Origin of the sequence: Streptomyces sp. NPDC094034, assembly GCF_040303865.1 — a bacterium.
Taxonomy (GTDB): domain Bacteria; phylum Actinomycetota; class Actinomycetes; order Streptomycetales; family Streptomycetaceae; genus Streptomyces.
In genome coordinates this window covers 220158-236727 of record NZ_JBEOUD010000003.1, presented here as the reverse complement: position 1 = coordinate 236727, position 16570 = coordinate 220158, and the positions used below count along the sequence as shown (strand labels likewise).

Sequence of the window (16570 nt, the reverse complement as noted above, 5' to 3'; positions counted from 1 at the left end):
CAAGCACCGGCCCGCAGGGCGCCCTTGCTCTTCACCGCCGGTCGAAGCTGCCGGAGGTGCCCATGAGTGCAGAGGCCACCAACCCTGGTGCCCAGGTGAGTCGCAGACGCGGCCTTCCCCGGATCGACCTTCGCAGAATCGGCCGGGCGGCGTTACTCGGTCCCACATCCAGGGACAGGCTGCCCGATGCCATGGGCCATGTCGCGGACGCCCACCGCGCGCACCATCCGGACGCGGACCTCGGTGTGCTGCACAAGGCGTATGTGCTCGCCGAGGCCTCGCACCGCGGGCAGTTCCGCAAGAGCGGCGAGCCGTACATCACGCATCCGCTGGCCGTGACCCTGATCCTCGCCGAACTGGGCGCCGAGACCACGACCTTGACGGCCTCTCTCCTCCACGACACCGTGGAGGACACCGAAGTGACGCTCGACCAGGTGCGCGCGGAGTTCGGTGACGAGGTCTGCTATCTGGTCGACGGGGTCACCAAACTGGAGAAGGTCGACTACGGCGCCGCCGCCGAGCCCGAGACCTTCCGCAAGATGCTCGTCGCCACTGGCAACGATGTCCGGGTGATGTCGATCAAGCTCGCGGACCGGCTGCACAACATGCGGACCCTCGGGGTGATGCGCCCCGAGAAGCAGGCCCGTATCGCCAAGGTCACCCGGGACGTCCTCATCCCGCTCGCCGAACGCCTCGGTGTACAGGCCCTCAAGACCGAGCTGGAGGACCTGGTCTTCGCGATCCTCCATCCCGAGGAATACGCGCACACCCGTGCCCTGATCGCCGAGAACGCCACCGCGGGCGACGCGCTCGCGACGATCTCCGAGGACGTCAGGAGGGTGCTGCGCGAGGCGGGTATCGCCGCTGAAGTCCTCGTACGGCCGCGGCATTTCGTTTCCGTACACCGGTCCGGGCTGAAACGCGGCGAACTGCGCGGCACGGACTTCGGCCGGCTGCTGGTGCTCGTCGCCGAGGACGCCGACTGTTACGCGGTCCTCGGCGAGCTGCACACCTGTTTCACCCCGGTCATCTCCGAGTTCAAGGACTTCATCGCCGCACCCAAGTTCAACCTGTACCAGTCCCTGCACACCGCGGTCGCGGGTCCTGACGGGGCGGTCGCCGAAGTCCTCATCCGTACGCACCAGATGCACAAGGTCGCCGAGGCCGGGGTGGTCGCGCTCGGCAACCCGTACGCGTCCGTCGAGAGCGGGGGAGCACAGGACGGTACGGGGTCCTCGGCCGGGACCACCGCCCCGGCCGGTGCCGCGCCGGCGTCCGCCGGGGAGCCGGGGGACGGTGAGCGCGCCGACCCGACCAGGCCGGGCTGGCTCTCCCGGCTCCTGGAGTGGCAGCAGTCGGCGCCCGACCCGGATACCTTCTGGACGACGCTCCGCGCGGACCTCGCTCAGGACCGGGAGATCACCGTCTTCCGCGCCGAGGGCGGCATGCTCGGACTACCGGCCGGAGCGACCTGCGTGGACGCCGCATACGCGCAGTACGGCGAAGCCGCCCACGGCTGCCTCGGGGCACGCGTCAACGGCCGGCTGGCGACGCTCAGCACGGTCCTGAGCGACGGGGACACGGTCCAGCTGCTGCTGGACAGGGACGCCGCCTCGGGGCCCTCCCCGGAGTGGCTGAGCCATGCCCGTACCGCCGCCGCCCGGATCGCGATCACGGGATGGCTCGCGGCGCATCCGGAAACGGTCGGACTCCCCGCCGCCACCCCCCGCGCGGCCCTCGCCGTCAGCGCGGGCCGACGGGACGTCGCCAACGCCGTGGTGGACCTGCCCGGCGCGACGGTCCGGCTGGCGGGCTGCTGTACGCCCGTACCACCGGACGCCGTCACTGGTTTCGCGGTGCGCGGCGGTGTGGTCACCGTCCACCGGCAGGAGTGCCGGGCGGTGGAGCGGATGCGGGCCCTCGACCGCGCTCCCGTCGCGGTGAGCTGGGGGGACGCCCCGGAGTGCCGGGTCACGCTGTACGCCGAGTCCTTCGGACGGCCACGGCTGCTCGCCGATCTCACGGAAGCCATCGCCACGGCGGGCGCCGCGATCGTCGCGGCCACCGTGGAGCCGCCCAGTGAGCAGCGCGTACGGCACACGTACACGCTGGAGCTGCCCGACGCGGCGGGCCTGCCCGGTCTGATGCGGGCGATGCGCGACGTACCGGGGGTGTACGACGTCAGCCGCGCCCAGCATCCGGCGACGGCCTGATCGTTCCGCCGGGCGGCTTCGTCAACCGCGCGCCGCCCGGCATCCGGCCTGTGTCCGCGCTCTGACCTGCCCCTTTCGGGTGGGTGCGGAGCGCGCCGTCGCGGTGCGCCGGGGAGGCGCTGGTAGCCGTGGATCATGCTCCTCACCAACCGCCGACTGCGCGCCGCCCTGCTGGCCGCCGCCTCGGTCACCCTCGTCGCCGCGACCCTGCCCGCCCCCGAACCGCTCGGCATCGGCGACCCGCTCTTCCCACAGCTCGGCAACCCCGGCTACGACGTGCTCAACTACGACCTCGACTTCACCTATGGGGGCGACAACCGCAAACCGCTGGACGCCATCACCAAGATCGACGCACAGGCGACCCAACGGCTGGAACGGGTCAACCTCGACTTCACCCATGGAAAGGTCCGCTCGGTCGAGGTGAACGGCACCGTGGCGCGCTTCGCGACAGCCGGTGAGGATCTGGTGATCACACCGGCCGCCGCGGTCGAGGACGGCTCGCGTATGCGGATCACCGTCAGCCACACCAGCGACCCGACGGGCGACGGCGGCGGCTGGGTACGGACCACCGACGGACTGGCCATGACCAACCAGGCCGACGCCGCGCACCGCGTCTTCCCCGGCAACGACCACCCCGCCGACAAGGCCTACTTCACCTTCCGGATCACCGCGCCCTCGCGGCTGACGGCCGTGGCCAACGGCGTACAGGAAGGCAGGGCACGCGCGGGCGCGGTCGCCACCTGGACCTACCGCACCCGCCACCCCATGGCCACCGAACTGGCCCAGGTCTCCATCGGCGACTCGGCCGTCGTGCGCCGCCAGGGTCCCGGCGGACTGCCCGTACGCGACGTGGTGCCGGCCGCGGACCGCCAGAAGCTGGAGCCCTGGCTCAAGAAGACACCGGACCAGATCGGCTGGATGGAGCGGCAGGTCGGGCCGTACCCCTTCGAGAACTACGGTGTGCTGATCGCGGCCGCCGACACCGGCTTCGAACTGGAGACACAGACCCTCTCGCTCTTCGAGCGGGCGCTGTTCACCGAGCCCGGATATCCGGAGTGGTACGTCGACTCGGTCATGGTCCATGAGCTGGCCCACCAGTGGTTCGGCGACAGCGTCTCCCCGCGCAGGTGGGCCGACCTCTGGCTGAACGAGGGGCACGCCACCTGGTACGAGATGCGCTACGCGCAGGAGCACGCCGGGAAGTCGATGGAGACCCGGATGCGGGACGCGTACCGGCAGTCCGACGGCTGGCGGGCGGTGGGCGGCCCCCCGGCGGACCCGGAGCCGCCGGTCGCGGGGCAGCCGATCAGTCTGTTCCGGCCGGTGATGTACGACGGCAGCGCCTTGGTGCTCTACGCGCTGCGGCACGAGATCGGCGAGACGGCCTTCGCGCGCCTGGAGCGGGACTGGGTACGGATCCACCGGGACGGGACGGCGACCACGACCGACTTCATCGAGCTGGCGTCGACCACCGCGGGGCGTGATCTCTCCGCGTTCTTCAAGGCGTGGCTGTACCGGCAGAAGACTCCGCCGATGCCCGGCCACCCCGACTGGCGCTCCGAGGCACCGGCGCGGAACCAGAACGCCCCGCGGAACCGGTACGGGGCGCCGCACCGGATGCCCCACGGCACTGGGGGCACGGTCCGGGAACAGAGCGTGAAACCGGAGTGACGGCCGGACCGAACCGTGCCACCATCGATGTGTCGGCACCGCGGCCGGGAATCATTTCCCGCCGTCACGCGTTGTGACCGACGTACCAGAATTCTCTCGACGTAAGGATCCAATGACCTCCTCTTCCTCCCCTTCCCAGGACGCGCAGCGCTTCGCGGACCACCGCACCGAAAGCCTTCGGGCCGATGCCCTGATGGAAGAGGACGTCGCCTGGAGCCAGGAGATCGACGGAGACCGGGACGGCGATCAGTTCGACCGCTCCGAGCGCGCCGCGCTGCGGCGTGTGGTGGGCCTCTCCACCGAGCTGGAAGATGTCACCGAGGTCGAGTACCGGCAGCTGCGCCTGGAGCGCGTGGTGCTGGTCGGCGTCTGGACCTCGGGGACGGTGCGGGACGCCGAGAACTCGCTCGCGGAGCTGGCGGCGCTCGCCGAGACGGCGGGCGCGCTGGTGCTCGACGGCGTGATCCAGCGCCGTGACAAGCCCGATCCGGCCACGTACATCGGCTCCGGCAAGGCCCAGGAGCTGCGGGACATCGTGCTGGACAGCGGCGCCGACACCGTCGTCTGCGACGGTGAGCTGAGCCCCGGCCAGCTGATCCATCTCGAAGATGTCGTCAAGGTCAAGGTGGTCGACCGTACGGCGCTGATCCTGGACATCTTCGCCCAGCACGCCAAGTCCCGTGAGGGCAAGGCGCAGGTCGCGCTGGCGCAGATGCAGTACATGCTGCCGCGACTGCGCGGCTGGGGTCAGTCGCTGTCCCGTCAGATGGGTGGCGGCGGCGGTGGCGGCATGGCCACCCGCGGTCCCGGTGAGACCAAGATCGAGACGGACCGGCGGCGTATCCGCGAGAAGATGGCGAAGATGCGCCGGGAGATCGCGGACATGAAGACCGGCCGCGAGATCAAGCGGCAGGAGCGGCGGCGCCACAAGGTGCCGTCGGTCGCGATCGCCGGATACACCAACGCGGGCAAGTCGTCCCTGCTCAACCGGCTCACCGGCGCGGGCGTGCTGGTGGAGAACGCGCTGTTCGCCACCCTCGACCCGACCGTCCGCCGGGCCGAGACCCCGAGCGGCCGGATCTACACCCTGGCCGACACGGTCGGGTTCGTCCGGCATCTGCCGCACCACCTCGTCGAGGCGTTCCGCTCCACGATGGAAGAGGTCGGTGACTCCGATCTGATCGTGCATGTGGTGGACGGCTCGCACCCCGCGCCGGAGGAGCAACTGGCCGCCGTGCGCGAGGTGATCCGCGATGTGGGCGCGGTGGACGTACGCGAGATCGTGGTGATCAACAAGGCCGACGCGGCCGATCCGCTGGTGCTCCAGCGGCTGCTGCGCGCGGAGCGGTACGCGATCGCGGTCTCGGCGCGTACAGGCCAGGGGATCGGCGAGCTGCTCGCGCTCATCGACGAGGAGCTGCCCCGGCCCGAGGTCGAGGTCGAGGCGCTTCTCCCGTACACCGAGGGCGCGCTGGTCTCCCGGATTCATGCCGAGGGCGAGGTGCTTTCCGAGGAACACACCCCGGAGGGCACGGTGGTCAAGGCGCGTGTCCACGAGGAGCTGGCAGCCGCGCTCAGCCCGTATGTGCCGGTGGCCCGCTGACCGTAAGGTCGGCCCGCTGACCGTAAGCAGCCCGGCAGCCCGGACAGGACGAAGGCCCGCCCCCACCGCGAGGAGGGGGCGGGCCTTCGTGTCATGCGCCGCGGCTCGTACGACTCTGCCGGCCGCTGCCGCCGTCCCGAGCGTTACTGACCGGCGAACTTCTCGCTGACCTCGTCGTAGACGCCCCTGGCGACATCACCGAGACGCGGCCCGGCGAGCCAGCCGGCCGTGACCGGGCCGATGGAGGTGTTGGACACCAGGGCGGGCTTGCCGTCCGCGCCGTTCGCGACCCAGCCGCCGCCGGACGAACCTCCGGTCATGGTGCAGCCGATCCGGTACATCGTCGGGTCGTCGGCCGTCATCGACAGCCGGCCCGGCTTGTCCTGGCACTGGAAGAGCTGCTGGCCGTCGAACGGCGGCGCCGCCGGGTAGCCGGTCGCCGTCATGGCGTCGATCTGGGGGGTGGCCGGCGCGTTGAACTCCACGGGCAGCGCCGACCCGACCGTCTCCTCAAGGGACTTGCCGGTGCCGCCCTTCTCCGGGGTGACATGGACGACCGCGAAGTCGTACGGCGCGCCCTGGCCGCCGGTCGAGGCGCCCTGCGAGATCCACTGCTCGGAGGTCTGCGCCCAGTCGGCCCACCACACGCCCTCCGGAGCGATCCGCTCCTTGGGAGCCGTCTCCAGCTCGGCCATCGACAGACCGCTGTTGTTGTACGACGGTACGAAGGCGAGGTTGCGGTACCAGCCGCCGGTCTTGCCCGCGTGCACGCAGTGGCCCGCGGTCCACAGCAGGTTGGACTTACCGGGGTTGGCCGGATCCTCGACCACGGTCGCGGAGCAGACCATCGAGCCGTCGGGGCCGTCGAAGAACAGCTTGCCCGCCTCGGCGGCGTTCTCGCGGTACGGCGCGTTCACCGCCCGCGCGGTGACCGGCTCCGGAGTCGGGTCGGTCACGCCCTCGTCGCCGGAGATGTCCTGATCGTCGACCGCCTTCTCCGGCGGCTTCTCCGCTTCCCGCATCCGGTCCGGGTCCCAGAGGCCCTCGATGATCGGGTTGATGTAGTCCTTGGCCTCACGCAGCCAGGTGTCCTTGTCCCAGTTCTTCCACTCGCCGTTCTTCCACTTGTCCAGATCGAACCCGTGCTCCTTGAGCCGGTCCTTGAGCTCGTCGGGTATCTGGATCTTGCCGTCGGACGAGGCGGTGGCGGCGTCGCTCGCCTGGCCGGTGGCGTTGTCCTCCTCCGGCCCGCAGGCCGTGGCCGTCAGCGCGAGCGCCGCGGCCATAGCGGCCGCGGCGAGGACGGGGGAGGTTCTGCGCCGTGTGCTCCTTCCACGGCGTGCGGCAAGCGTTGGACGAATGGGTCGCATGGCGTGTATCCCCCTGGGACTTCGGACAATTCGGAAGAACGGTCTGGCACGGTGAAGCGGATGGCGCGTCCCGGCCGCGATGCCGGAGCCGGGACAACGGCCCCCCACTATGCCGGTGCCGATGGGGACGGCATGCGGCAGGGCCGCGGTTCCGCGACCAAGGATCTTTCGACTGCCCGTGATCCCTGGCACTCTCCGTCGTTTGTACGTAAGGGGCGGGCGCTCCGTCTCAAGGGCGCCCGGTCTCAAGTCGGCGTTCACCGCCGAACATTCGGCGGCCGAGCGCCGTACTGACAGACGACTGACTGTGACATGACGTGTGACAACGGGAGGACCGACAGCCGTGGCCGTGACAGAACCCCCTCCAGCGGCACCGACCGTCGCCCACGAGGGCATCCTCCGGCGCCAGTCCTTACGGGAATCGGCGGCCCGCACGTACGCGAGGTCCCTGCCCATCGTGCCCGTGCGCGCACGGGGGCTGACCATCGAAGGCGCCGACGGACGGCGGTACTTGGACTGCCTGTCCGGCGCGGGCACGCTGGCCCTGGGACACAACCATCCGGTCGTCCTCGACGCGATCAGGAAGGTCCTCGACTCGGGGGCGCCGCTCCATGTCCTCGACCTCGCCACACCCGTCAAGGACGCCTTCACCACCGAGCTGTTCGCCACCCTGCCACCGCGGTTCGCCGAGAACGCCCGGGTGCAGTTCTGCGGCCCGGCGGGCACCGACGCCGTCGAGGCCGCGCTCAAGCTCGTCCGTACCGCCACCGGCCGCGACGGGCTCCTCGCCTTCACCGGGGCGTACCACGGGATGACGGCAGGCGCGCTCGCCGTCTCCGGGGGAGCCGAGGACGTACGGGTGACCCGGCTGCCCTATCCGTACGAGTACCGCTGCCCGTTCGGCATCGGCGGGGAGCGCGGCGCCGAACTGGCCGCGCGCTGGACCGAGAACCTCCTCGACGACCCCAAGGGCGGCCTCGCCGCACCCGCCGGAATGATCCTCGAACCGGTGCAGGGCGAGGGCGGGGTGATCCCCGCCCCCGACAGCTGGCTGCGCAGGATGCGCGAGATCACCGCCGACCGCTCCATCCCGCTCATCGCCGACGAGGTGCAGACGGGGGTCGGCAGAACCGGCACCTTCTGGGCCGTGGAGCACAGCGGGATCACCCCGGATGTGATGGTGATGTCCAAGGCGATCGGCGGCTCCCTTCCGCTGGCCGTCATCGTCTACCACGCGGATCTGGACCGCTGGCCGCCCGGCGCCCACGCGGGCACCTTCCGCGGCAATCAGCTCGCGATGGCGGCCGGCGCGGCCACCCTCGCCTACGTACGGGAGAACCACCTCGCCGACCGCGCCGCGATCCTCGGCGCGCGCATGCTGGGGCAGCTCCAAGGGCTCGCCGCCAACCATTCCTGTATCGGAGACGTGCGGGGCCGTGGTCTCATGATCGGTGTGGAACTCGTCGCGCCGGAAGCCGGCGATCCGGCTTCGCCGGATCCGGCCCTCGCCACAGCCGTCCAGCGGGAGTGTCTGAGCCGCGGTCTCATTGTGGAACTTGGCGGCCGCCGGGCCTCCGTCGTACGGCTCCTTCCGCCGCTCACACTCACCGACGAGCAGGCCGTCGCGGTCCTCGACCGCTTCGCCGACGCCCTGGCGGCCGCCGAGCGCGCCGCGCTCCGCCGGAGAGAAACCAGCCCCTAGAACCACCCCCAGGACACCCTCACAAGGAAGCCCCCGCCGTGAACTCCACCCCCGCACCTGATGTGCCCGAGGCCACCGGCCGCCCCACCGCCCACCCCGGAGGACATGACCGGGGGAAGGACGTGTCCCACGCCGCCGGTACCGCCGAGCCGACGACGGTGCCACGGCAGCCGACGGGCGGCTTCGAGGGCCAACCCGCCACCGGTGCCGATGTGTTCGCCGGTGTCCCCGCGGCCGATCAGCTCGACCACCCCGACCCGCTGAAGGCGGCCGACGCGGCGGCCGTCGAGAACCTGCTGCGCTGCTGGGTCAGGGAGAACGATCTGCCCCGCCCCGAGGGACAGGTCCTACGGATCCCCCTCCACGCCAGTGGCACCGCGCTCCTCGTCCCCGTCCGGTACTGGTCGGTGACGGGCTGGCACCGCTTCGGGATGCCGTTCCTGGAGAGCGCCCCCCAGGACGCCCCGGCCGCCGAGGCCGTCACCGTCGCCGCTCTCCTCGGCCGCGAGTCGGGCCGCTACCAGGGCGGGGAACTGGTCGGCAGGGTCGCCAACTCCCTTCTCCACACGGCCGACTTCCTCGCCGAGCGCCGACGCCGCCCCGAAACCGCCCCCGACGCCGACCTGTTCCTCACCGCCGAGCAGTCGCTTCTCCTCGGCCATCCGCTGCACCCCACGCCCAAGAGCCGGGAAGGGCTCTCCGAGGCAGAAGCCCGGCTCTACTCACCGGAGTCGCGCGGCTCGTTCCCGCTGCACTGGATGGCCGTCGACCGGTCCGTACTCGCCGGCGACTCCGCCTGGACCGAGCAGGGCCGTGTCCTGCCCGCGGAGGTGCTCACGGCACGTCTCCTCGGTGACGTCCCCCTTCCCGAGAACGCCGTCGCCCTGCCACTCCACCCCTGGCAGGCACGTGAGGTGAGGCACCGCCCCGCCGTGGCCCGCCTCCTCGACGCCGGTCTCCTCCATGACCTGGGCCCCCATGGCGCCCCCTGGCACCCCACGTCCTCGATCCGTACGGTCTACCGGCCGGGCGCCCCCGCCATGCTCAAGCTCTCCCTCGGGGTCCGCATCACCAACTCCCGCCGCGAGAACCTCCGCAAGGAGCTGCACCGCGGCGTCGAGGTCCAGCGGCTGCTGCGCGGCGGACTCACCAAGGAGTGGCAGGCCGCCCACCCCGGCTTCGACATCGTCCGCGACCCCGCCTGGCTCGCCGTCGACACCGAGGACGGCGAAGCCGTGACCGGACTCGATGTGATGGTGCGCCACAACCCGTTCACCGCCGGGGACGACGCCGTCTGCATCGCCGGACTCACCGCCGTGCGCCCCGTTCCCGGCCGCACCGCCATGAGGTCACGGCTGGCCGAGCTCATCTCCACGCTCGCCGACCGCACCGGCCGCCCCGGCGGGGCCGTGGCCGCCGAGTGGTTCCTGCGCTATCTGGACCAGGTCGTACGCCCGGTGCTCTGGCTGGACGGTACGGCGGGCATCGCCCTGGAGGCGCATCAGCAGAACACGTTGGTACTCCTCGACGCCGCCGGCTGGCCCGTCGGCGGTCGCTACCGCGACAACCAGGGCTACTACTTCCGCGAATCCCACCGCGCCTCGCTGGAGCAGCGGCTGCCCGGTATCGGCGCCGTCAGCGACACCTTCGTCTCCGACGAGGTCACCGACGAACGCTTCGCCTACTACCTCGGCATCAACAACGTCCTCGGGCTGATCGGGGCGTTCGGTGCCCAGGGCCTCGCCGACGAAAGGGTCCTGATCGCCGCCTTCCGCCAGTTCCTCGCCGGAGCGGCGCACTTCGGCTCACCGCTGTCCGAGCTCCTGCTGGAGGCCCCCACCCTCCGCTGCAAGGCCAATCTGCTCACCCGGCTGCACGGCCTGGACGAACTCGTCGGGCCGGTCGACACGCAGTCCGTCTACGTCACCATCGCCAACCCCGTTCGCCGTTGAAGGACCCGAATCGTCCGCACCGCCGAGAGGAGAGCGCCACTGTGCCTCCCACCGATGCCGGCACCGACACCGATGCCGGCCCCACCCCGCGTACCGGCGGGGGCCCCGACGACACCGTCGACATGCGGTTGTCCGATGAGCTGGTCGCACTGTTCGGGGAGGGCGATCCGGTGGCCCTGACCCCCTCGCACGACGACCTCCCGGCCGGTGATCTGCTCGACGCCCCCGCCGGTTGGGGACCCGCCACCACATCCGCGGGTGTCTTCCAGCTCGTGCCGGTACGCGTCGCCCGCGATCTGGCGCTGATCAGCCGCTGGATGAACGATCCTGCCGTCGCCGCCTTCTGGGAGCTGGCGGGCCCTGACGAGGTCACCGCCGACCATCTGCGCCCCCAGCTCGAAGGCGACGGCCGCAGCGCCCCCTGTCTCGGCGTGCTCGACGGAGTCCCGATGAGCTACTGGGAGATCTACCGCGCGGACCTCGACCCACTCGCGCGGCACTACCCCGCTCGCCCGCACGACACCGGGATCCATCTCCTGGTGGGCGGCGTGGCCAACCGTGGGCGCGGAGTCGGCACGACCCTCCTCAGAGCCGTCGCCGATCTCGTCCTCGACCACCGTCCGCGCTGCGGGCGCGTCATCGCCGAGCCCGACCTCCGTAACACGCCCTCCGTCGCCGCCTTCCTCAGCGCCGGATTCCGGTTCTCCGCGGAAGTCGACCTGCCCGGCAAACGAGCCGCTCTCATGGTCCGCGAACGCGCCCTGCGCGACCTGCTGTGAACGATCGGCTCCCCTGGCCACCCCGCGCGATGCCCACCACCGCTCGATCCGCTCGTTCCCATCGGTTCCCTCCCTGAGGAGTCCACGTGCCGACGTCCCCTGCGACCCATGACTCCGCCGGCCCCACCGGCCCCATATCCCCCGGCGACTCCATCGGTCCCACCGGTTCCACCGAGCCGGCCGCGCTGTTCTCGCCACCCGAGCTGAACGCCCCGACCTGGGAGAGGGCCGCGGCCCGACTTCTCGCCAAGCTGCTCGGTGAATTCGCGTACGAGGAGATCATCGAGCCGGCGCCCGTCCCGTCGGCCGACCAGGCCGCCGACGGCCGGGACACCGCCACGGGTGGTCTCCCGTATGTCCTCGCGCTCGACGAGGGGGAGACGCTCACCTTCCGCGCGAGGCGTGGTGCCTACGGCAGTTGGCGCGTCGATCCCGGCTCCCTCGCCTGCGACGGCCGGCCCTTCACCGATCCCCTGCGCTTTCTGCTGCTGTCCCGTCGGCTGCTCGCGCTCGACGGCCCGACCCTCGGCCATCTCGTACGTGAACTCACCACCACCATCGCGGCCGACGCCAAGCTTGAGCACACCGCCCTCAGCGCCGGACGCCTCGCCGACCTCGGCTACGCGGAACTCGAAGGACACCAGACCGGCCACCCCTGGATCGTCCTCAACAAGGGCCGGGGCGGCTTCTCCGCCACCGACGCCGACCGGTGGGCGCCCGAGGCCCGCACACCGACCGAGCTTCCCTGGATCGCGGCCAGCACCTCACTCGCCACCTACCGGGGAGTCGGCTCGCTGGGAACGCCCGATCTGCTCTACGCCGGCGAACTCGACGACACCGTCCGCGAGCGCTTCGACTCCCTGCTCCGCGACCGGGGGCTCGACCCGGCCGGCTATCTCTACCTTCCCGTGCACCCCTGGCAGTGGGACGAGGTGCTGCTCCAGCTCTACGCCCCCGCCATAGCCGAGGGGGCGATCGTCCCGCTCCCCACCGACGGAGATCTCCGGCTGCCGCAACAGTCCATCCGTACCTTCCTCAATCTCGGCCGGCCCGAGCGGCACACCGTCAAACTGCCGCTCTCCATCCTCAACACCCTTGTCTGGCGCGGTCTTCCCACGGAGCGCACACTCGCCGCCCCCGCCGTCACCGCGTGGATGCACGGGGTGCGCGACGCGGACGCCTTCCTCCGCGACGACTGCGGGGTCATCCTGCTCGGTGAAGTCGCCTCCGTAACGGTGGAACACCCCCTCTACGACCATCTCCCCGAAGTTCCGTACCAGTACAAGGAACTGCTCGGCGCGATCTGGCGCGAGCCCCTCCAGGCCCGCCTGACAGCCGGTGAGCGCGCCCGTACGCTCGCCTCGCTCATCCATACGGATCCGCACGGCCGGGCGTTCACCGCCGAACTCGTCGCCCGTTCGGGACTCACGCCCGCCGACTGGCTCCAGCGGCTCTTCGCCGCGCTGCTTCCGCCGCTGCTGCACTTCCTCTACCGCTATGGAACGGTCTTCTCTCCGCACGGCGAGAACGCCATCGTGGTCTTCGACGCCCAGGACGTGCCGGTACGGCTCGCGATCAAGGACTTCGTGGACGATGTGAACATCAGCGCGCGGCCGTTGCCCGAGCACGAGTCGATGCCCGAGGACGTGAAGAGCGTCCTTCTGACGGAAGAGCCGTCCTTTCTCACCCAGTTCATCCATTCAGGGCTCTTCGTCGGCGTGTTCCGCTATCTCGCGCCGCTGTGCCAGGACCAACTGGGCGTGTCCGAGGACGAGTTCTGGACCCTCGTACGGGCCGAGATCCTGCGCTACCAGGGCCGGTTCCCGGAGTTGAAGGAGCGGTTCGAGATATTCGACCTGCTCACGCCCCGTATCGAGCGTCTCTGCCTCAACCGGAACCGGCTGCATCTCGACGGCTACCGGGACCGCTCCCACCGGCCGCACGCCGCCGTGCACGGTACGGTACCCAACCCGCTCGCCGTCCGGCGGCCGGGCGAGTGACCTCCGCTGTCAGCGGCGCCCCGTAGGGTGGTCGGGCTATGACGAAGCCATCACTCCCCGAGCTCCTCCACGCCGCCGTCAGCTCCGTCGGCGGCGTGGAACGGCCAGGCCAGGTCACCATGGCCGAGGCCGTCGCCGAAGCCATCGACACCACGTCCCATCTGCTCGTCCAGGCCGGCACCGGTACCGGTAAATCACTGGGCTATCTGGTGCCGGCCCTGGCCCATGGAGAGCGGGTCGTGGTGGCCACGGCCACCCTGGCGTTGCAGCGCCAGCTCGTGGAGCGAGACCTGCCGCGCACGGTCGACGCGCTGCATCCCCTGCTGCGGCGGCGGCCCGAGTTCGCCATGCTCAAGGGCCGCTCCAACTATCTCTGTCTGCACCGGTTGCACGAAGGGATGCCGCAGGACGAGGAGGACGGCCTCTTCGACCAGTTCGAGGCGGCCGCGCCCACCAGCAAGCTGGGCCAGGACCTGCTGCGGATGCGGGACTGGGCGGACGATACGGAGACGGGCGACCGCGACGATCTGACGCCCGGCGTCTCCGACCGCGCCTGGTCCCAGGTCTCCGTCTCGTCGCGGGAGTGCCTGGGGGCGACGAAATGCGCCTATGGCGCGGAGTGTTTCGCCGAGATGGCCCGTGAGCGCGCCAAGCTCGCCGAGGTGGTCGTCACCAACCACGCGCTCCTGGCGATCGACGCGATCGAGGGCGCCCCGGTGCTTCCGCAGCACGAGGTGCTGATCGTCGACGAGGCCCATGAGCTGGTTTCCCGGGTCACCGGAGTCGCCACAGGCGAGCTGACCCCGGGGCAGGTCCACCGGGCCGTGCGCCGCTCGGCGAAGCTGGTGAACGAGAAGGCGGCGGACGCCCTCCAGACGGCGGCCGAGACCTTCGAGCGGCTGATGGAGCTGGCCCTCCCCGGGCGGCTCGAAGAGATCCCCGAGGACCTCGGCTATGCCTTGATGTCGCTGCGCGACGCGGCCCGTACGGTCATCTCGGCGCTCGGGTCGACCCGCGACAAGTCCGTGCAGGACGAGGATGTCGTACGGAAGCAGGCGCTCGCCTCCGTCGAGTCCGTCCACAGCGTGGCCGAGCGGATCGCCAACGGTTCCGAGTGGGATGTCGTCTGGTACGAACGGCACGACCGGTTCGGCGCGTCCCTCCGCGTCGCCCCGCTCTCCGTGTCGGGACTGCTGCGGGAGAAGCTGTTCACCGACCGCTCGGTCGTGCTCACTTCCGCGACGCTGAAGCTCGGCGGCGACTTCAACGGCGTGGGTGCCTCGCTGGGCCTGGCGCCGGAGGGCACCGAAGGCGACGAGGTCGCGCGGTGGAAGGGCATCGACGTCGGCTCGCCCTTCGACTACCGCAAGCAGGGCATCCTCTATGTCGCGCGCCATCTGGCCACGCCGGGCCGGGAGGGCTCGCGCGGCGACATGATGGATGAGCTGGCGGAGCTGGTGGAGGCGGCGGGCGGCCGTACGCTCGGGCTCTTCTCCTCCATGCGGGCCGCCCAGGCGGCCGCCGAGGAGCTGCGGGGCAGGCTCGACACCCCGATCCTGCTCCAGGGCGAGGAGACGCTCGGCGAGCTGATCAAGGCGTTCGCCGCCGATCCGAAGACCTGTCTGTTCGGCACGCTCTCCCTGTGGCAGGGCGTCGATGTGCCGGGCCCGAGCTCCCAGCTCGTGGTGATGGACCGGATTCCCTTCCCCCGTCCCGACGATCCGCTGATGAGCGCGCGGCAGAAGGCGGTCGAGGAGGCCGGCGGCAATGGGTTCATGGCCGTGGCGGCGACGCATGCCGCGCTGCTGATGGCCCAGGGCGCCGGCCGCCTGGTGCGGGCGAGCGGAGACCGCGGCGTCGTGGCCGTACTGGACCCCAGGCTGGCCAACGCGCGGTACGGCGGTTTTCTCCGTGCGTCACTGCCCGACTTCTGGTACACGACGGACCGTAATCAGGTACGGCGCTCCCTCGCGTCGATCGACGCGGTCGCGCGGGCCGACGGACGCTGAGGGCTGTTCCGGGGTGGTGGGAGGCAGACCCCTTGAAGCAGGCCGGCAGGCCGTGGGGGCAGGCACAGGCCATGGAATCAGGCATAAAGCAGGGCCCCGGAACCGGCGCAGGGGTTCCGGGGCCCGGTCGGAGCCGGTGGAGTACTCACACCCGGCGCAGGACCGCCACCACCTTGCCGAGGATCGTCGCCTCGTCACCGGGGATGGGTTGGTACGCCGCGTTGTGCGGGAGCAGCCAGACATGGCCGTCCTCCCGCCGGAAGCGCTTGACCGTCGCCTCGCCGTCCAGCATCGCGGCGACGATGTCGCCGTTCTCCGCGACCGGCTGGCGGCGGACCGTCACCCAGTCGCCGTCGCAGATCGCGGCCTCGATCATCGAGTCACCGACGACCTTCAGCACGAACAGCTCTCCGTCACCCACCAGCTGGCGGGGGAGCGGGAAGACATCCTCGACGGACTCCTCCGCGAGGATCGGCCCGCCGGCCGCGATCCGGCCGACCAGCGGGACATACGAGGCGGCGGGCTTGCCGGTCGTGTCCGTCTGCTGGGTGCTCGGCTGGTCCGAACCGCGTACCTCGTACGCCCTCGGCCGGTGCGGGTCACGGCGCAGGAAGCCCTTGCGCTCCAGGGCCATCAGCTGATGGGCGACCGACGAGGTGCTGGAGAGGCCCACGGCCTGGCCGATCTCCCGCATGGATGGCGGGTATCCGCGCCGCTGCACGGAGTCACGGATGACCTCGATGACCCTTCGCTGCCGGTCCGTGAGTCCGGAGCTGTCCGCCCTGATTCCTGGAGGCCGACCGGGCAACGAACGCGTGGGCTTGGCGCCCTCCGGGTTCGTGAGTACGTCATTCATGGCATGCACCGGCTCGAGTCGGCTCTGGGAGCGGTCCTGGGCAGTGATGGTGGCGCTGTCTGCGGTGGTGGTCACGTCGGCCCCTCTCGAAATGTTCTCCCTAGCTGGACAACGGTAGTAGCTTTCGAAAGGTTGCGCCAAACACACGTTCGAGTGAAAAACTGCGGAGAGTCCGCCTTGAGCATGTGACTGGGTGTATGGGCAGGCTCCACGGCCGCGGTACGGGGCCGCTCGCCACCGTACCCTCCGGCTCCCGGCCGCTGCTCCGTGTGGCGGGGACCAGTGTTCCACCGGGCGGCCCGGAAGGCCGCGCGCCGCGCCCTTCCCGTACTCTCGTGGCCGGTCCGCGAGGCCCCGGGCGGTTGCCCCGGCACCCGCCTCGACACGCGACACGCGCTGGGGCTTAGGATGCAGT

General features: G+C 70.9%; 10 protein-coding genes. 8 read left to right on the top strand and 2 right to left on the bottom strand.

What is annotated here, in order from left to right; all coding sequences use genetic code 11:
• The first annotated feature begins 62 nt into the window (after positions 1 to 62).
• The 3 genes from ABTZ59_RS05210 (at position 63) to hflX (ending at position 5487) form a co-directional block, all read left to right on the top strand.
• Positions 63 to 2213 (top strand): RelA/SpoT family protein, encoded by a 2151-nt coding sequence (locus ABTZ59_RS05210; RefSeq protein ID WP_351390823.1) that lies wholly within the window; start codon positions 63 to 65, stop codon positions 2211 to 2213.
• 135 nt (positions 2214 to 2348) lie between these two features.
• Positions 2349 to 3884, top strand: a complete 1536-nt coding sequence (locus tag ABTZ59_RS05205; protein WP_351390820.1) for a M1 family metallopeptidase — start codon at positions 2349 to 2351, stop codon at positions 3882 to 3884.
• A gap of 112 nt (positions 3885 to 3996) precedes the next feature.
• Positions 3997 to 5487, top strand: coding sequence for a GTPase HflX (gene hflX / locus ABTZ59_RS05200; protein WP_351390815.1), 1491 nt, complete (start codon positions 3997 to 3999; stop codon positions 5485 to 5487).
• A 143-nt stretch (positions 5488 to 5630) separates the two neighbouring features.
• Here hflX and ABTZ59_RS05195 read toward each other — a convergent pair whose 3' ends face one another.
• Positions 5631 to 6857: a trypsin-like serine peptidase gene (locus tag ABTZ59_RS05195; protein WP_351390812.1), complete on the bottom strand. Its 1227-nt coding sequence runs from the start codon at positions 6855 to 6857 to the stop codon at positions 5631 to 5633.
• Between the two features lie 343 nt (positions 6858 to 7200).
• Between ABTZ59_RS05195 and ABTZ59_RS05190 the strand changes: the two genes are divergently transcribed.
• From ABTZ59_RS05190 to ABTZ59_RS05170, 5 genes are all read left to right on the top strand, one after another.
• A complete protein-coding gene (locus ABTZ59_RS05190; RefSeq protein ID WP_351390809.1) occupies positions 7201 to 8559 on the top strand; it encodes a diaminobutyrate--2-oxoglutarate transaminase family protein in 1359 nt (452 codons plus the stop codon).
• Between the two features lie 38 nt (positions 8560 to 8597).
• Positions 8598 to 10511, top strand: coding sequence for an IucA/IucC family protein (locus tag ABTZ59_RS05185; RefSeq protein WP_351390806.1), 1914 nt, complete (start codon positions 8598 to 8600; stop codon positions 10509 to 10511).
• A gap of 41 nt (positions 10512 to 10552) precedes the next feature.
• The gene (locus ABTZ59_RS05180; RefSeq protein WP_351390803.1) at positions 10553 to 11290 is read left to right on the top strand and encodes a GNAT family N-acetyltransferase; all 738 of its coding nucleotides are present in this window, start codon (positions 10553 to 10555) and stop codon (positions 11288 to 11290) included.
• Between the two features lie 86 nt (positions 11291 to 11376).
• A complete protein-coding gene (locus ABTZ59_RS05175; RefSeq protein ID WP_503002089.1) occupies positions 11377 to 13290 on the top strand; it encodes an IucA/IucC family protein in 1914 nt (637 codons plus the stop codon).
• A gap of 38 nt (positions 13291 to 13328) precedes the next feature.
• Complete coding sequence (locus ABTZ59_RS05170; RefSeq protein WP_351390800.1) at positions 13329 to 15299, top strand: ATP-dependent DNA helicase; 1971 nt, start codon at positions 13329 to 13331, stop codon at positions 15297 to 15299.
• A gap of 145 nt (positions 15300 to 15444) precedes the next feature.
• Here the strand turns inward: ABTZ59_RS05170 and lexA are convergent, their stop codons facing one another.
• Complete coding sequence (gene lexA, locus ABTZ59_RS05165; RefSeq protein ID WP_030350125.1) at positions 15445 to 16230, bottom strand: transcriptional repressor LexA; 786 nt, start codon at positions 16228 to 16230, stop codon at positions 15445 to 15447.
• Between the last annotated feature and the right edge of the window lie 340 nt (positions 16231 to 16570).